The sequence below is a fragment of the Lentzea sp. NPDC006480 genome, from assembly GCF_040611995.1.
Lineage (GTDB): Bacteria > Actinomycetota > Actinomycetes > Mycobacteriales > Pseudonocardiaceae > Lentzea.
On sequence record NZ_JBEXPJ010000319.1, the window covers coordinates 1 to 3,529 of the forward strand.

The 3,529-nt window shown below is 68.5% G+C and carries 4 protein-coding genes; all 4 read left to right on the top strand.

The annotated features are described in order from the left end of the window. Position 1 precedes the first annotated feature (1 nt). Positions 2 to 100: a glycoside hydrolase family 48 protein gene (locus ABZX92_RS45505; RefSeq protein ID WP_355572351.1), complete on the top strand. Its 99-nt coding sequence runs from the start codon at positions 2 to 4 to the stop codon at positions 98 to 100. 13 nt (positions 101 to 113) lie between these two features. Further along, on the top strand, positions 114 to 1,364 hold the full coding sequence (locus ABZX92_RS45510) for a lytic polysaccharide monooxygenase (RefSeq protein ID WP_355572346.1): 1,251 nt from the start codon (positions 114 to 116) through the stop codon (positions 1,362 to 1,364). After that, complete coding sequence (locus tag ABZX92_RS45515; RefSeq protein ID WP_355572348.1) at positions 1,361 to 1,816, top strand: hypothetical protein; 456 nt, start codon at positions 1,361 to 1,363, stop codon at positions 1,814 to 1,816. The genes ABZX92_RS45510 and ABZX92_RS45515 overlap by 4 nt, the downstream gene beginning before the upstream one ends. 19 nt (positions 1,817 to 1,835) lie before the next feature. Further along, on the top strand, positions 1,836 to 3,529 hold a 1,694-nt coding region (locus tag ABZX92_RS45520), incomplete at its 3' end, for a glycoside hydrolase family 6 protein (protein WP_355572350.1).

The following is a 3,529-nucleotide window of genomic DNA, read 5'->3' on the forward strand; positions in this document are numbered from 1 at the left end:
TCTGAACGGTGGACCGGCGCCGGAGTTCACCTACCACCGGTTCTGGGCCCAGACCGAGATCGCCACCGCATTTTCCCTGCACACCGAGCTCTTCGACTGAGGAGTCACCTGAGATGAGGAAACGACTAGCGCTCTGCACCGTGGTCGCCTGCACGGCCGCGGTCCTCGTGAACACCGGCGGCACGGCCGTCGCGCACGGTTCGATGACGTGGCCCGGCAGCCGCACCTACCTCTGCTACCAGGACGGTCGTGCCGGTAGCGGCGGCGGTGACATCCAGCCCACCAACCCCGCGTGCGTCGCGGCGGTCGCGCAGGGCGGGAAGCAGCCGTTGTGGGACTGGTTCGGCAACCTGATCAGCAACGCGGCCGGGCGGCACCGGGAGATCATCCCGGACGGCCATCTCTGCGGCCCCACCACGAAGTACGACGCCTACAACCTCGCCCGCGCCGACTGGCCGGTCACCAACCTGACGGCGAACCAGACGGTGACGTTCCGGTACAACGCGTGGGCGCCGCACCCCGGCACCTGGGAGCAGTACGTCACCAAGGACGGCTTCGACGTCACGAAACCGTTGAAGTGGTCCGATCTGGAGCCCGTGCCGTTCGACAAGATCACCAACCCGCCGCTGGGGAGCGGTGAGTACAGCTGGCAGGCCAAGCTGCCCAACAAGTCCGGCCGGCACATCATCTACTCGCTGTGGCAGCGCTCCGACAGCCCGGAGGCGTTCTACAGCTGCTCCGACGTGCAGTTCGGCGGCGGCGTGCCGGACACGCAGCCGCCCACCGCCCCCGGCACTCCGGTGGCGTCCGCGATCACCGGCAACTCCGTGAAGCTCGACTGGCCGGCGGCGACCGACAACCTCGGTGTCACGGGCTACCGAGTGCAGAACGGCAGCCAGGTGGTGGCGACCTCGGGCACCAACTCCGCGACGGTCACCGGGCTCACCGCGAACACCGACTACAGCCTGAACGTGGTCGCATTGGACGCGGCGGGCAACGTCTCCCCGGCCTCGCCGAGCGTTGTGGTCAGAACCGGCACGGTCGGGACGTGTTCGGTGGCGTACACCAAACCGAGCACGTGGAACGGCGGCTTCACGGCCAACGTGAAGATCACCAACGGTGGCACGTCCGCGGTCACGGCCTGGCAGCTCGTCTGGGACTTCCCGGCCGGGCAGACGCTCGCGCAGGCCTGGTCGTCGACGATCACCGTGGCCGGTGGGAAAGCCACCGCGAAGGGCGTGTCGTACAACGCCGACGTCCCGGCCGGTGGCTCGGTGAACTTCGGGTTCAACGTCAACACAACCGGTGCGGTGACCGATCCGGCGTCCTTCACGCTCAACGGTTCCGCCTGTGCCACAGGGTGAAGAGGGCGCTGATCGCCCTCCTGGTGGTGGGTTCGGCCGCGTGCGCCCTCCTCGTCGCGCGCGCCGGATCCGCCCCGGACCTCACCCAGGGTGTGGGCGGGATCGCGGCGTGGCTTCACGACCTCACCGGTGAATGCTCGGAAGTCCGCAGGGACGACGACTTCACCTCGTTCGCCGGTCCGGTGCGGGCGAAGGTCTACGAGCCGTTCGTCGCCGAGTGGGGCACCTGCGTGCAGGAGCCCTACCAGCGGCTCGGGCTGATCGTGCTGCGGCCAGGGGTCGACGAGGCCTGGCGGCAGGCGTTGGTGCGCGGCGAGGTCCGGGGCGATCCGGACCTCGCGTTCGGCGACGGCTTCGCGCTCACCGGCTCGATCGGCCTGGAACACCTCGGACTGAAACGACTCGAGTGCACGCCTGACGCGTGCTCGTTCGTCCAGATCGAACACCATTGACAGAAGGAGATCCGGGACAATGTCGTTCCTTCGAACCTTCAACGGGCGAGGGCGGTGGGCCGCGACCGGAGTCGTGGTCGCCACCGCCGTCGCCACCGCGGGAATCGCGCTGAGCGCGCCTCCCGCCGGCGCCGCACCCGGCTGCCGGGTCGACTACACCGCGAGCAACTGGGGCGGCGGTGGGTTCGGCGGCAAGGTGAAGATCACCAACCTCGGTGACGCCATGACGTCGTGGACGCTGAAGTTCACCTTCCCCGGCACGCAGAAGGTGACGCAGGGCTGGAGCGCGAACTGGTCGCAGTCGGGCGCGAACGTCACCGCCACGAGCATGTCGTGGAACGGCAGCCTGGGCACCGGAGCGGCGACCGAGATCGGCTTCAACGGCAGCTACACCGGCTCCAGCAACGTCGATCCCTCGTCGTTCACGTTGAACGGCACGGTCTGCACCGGCCAGCAACCGCCGACGTCGACGACCACCACGACCACCTCCGGCAACCCGAACCCCGGCACGCGCGTCGACAACCCGTACGCGGGCGCCAAGGTCTACGTGAACGCGGACTGGTCGGCGAAGGCGAACGCGGAACCAGGTGGGTCCCGGATCGCGAACCAGCCCACCGGCGTGTGGCTGGACCGCATCGCGGCGATCAACGGCACCACCGGCGCGCGCGGACTGACCGCGCACCTCGACGACGCGGTGCGCCAGGCGGCGGGCTCACCACTCGTGATCCAGCTGGTGATCTACAACCTGCCCGGCCGCGACTGCTCCGCGCTGGCCTCGAACGGTGAGCTCAAGGCCACCGAGATCGACCGGTACAAGACGGAGTACATCGACCCGATCGCGGCGATCCTCGCCAAGCCCGCTTACAAGGACCTCAGGATCGTCACCGTGGTCGAGATCGACTCGCTGCCGAACCTGATCACCAACGTCACGCCGCGGCCGACCTACACCCCGCAGTGCGACGTGATGAAGGCCAACGGCAACTACATCACCGGCGTCGGCTACGCGCTCGCGAAACTCGGTGCGGTGCCGAACGTCTACAACTACCTGGACATCGGCCACCACGGCTGGCTCGGCTGGGACGACAACTTCGGCCCGACGGCCGAGCTGCTGTTCCAGGCGGCCAACGCCCAGGGCAGCACCAAGGCCAACGTGCACGGCTTCATCGCCAACACCGCGAACTACGGAATCCTCAAGGAGCCGTACTTCAAGATCGACGACAACATCAACGGTGAAGTGGTGCGCGAGAAGGCCAAGTGGGTCGACTGGAACCGCTACATCGACGAGCTCGGCTACGCACAAGCGTTCCGGCAGCGTGCGATCCAGGCGGGCTTCGACTCCGGAGTCGGCATGCTGATCGACACCAGCCGCAACGGCTGGGGCGGCGCCGCACGTCCGACCGGACCCGGCCCGCGCACGACCGCGGACGCGTACGTCAACGGCGGCAGGCTCGACCGGCGCATCCACCTCGGCAACTGGTGCAACCAGTCCGGTGCCGGCCTCGGTGAACGCCCGAAGGCGGCGCCGGAAGCGGGCATCGACGCCTACGTGTGGATCAAGCCACCGGGCGAGTCCGACGGCGCCAGCAAGGAGATCCCGAACAACGAGGGCAAGGGCTTCGACCGGATGTACGCCGAGGGTCGTCTCGGTGCATCCGGCGACGATCGGCGCCTTCAGCGCCGCGGGCAACGCGTGCCCGGCGGCCGGACTGGCGA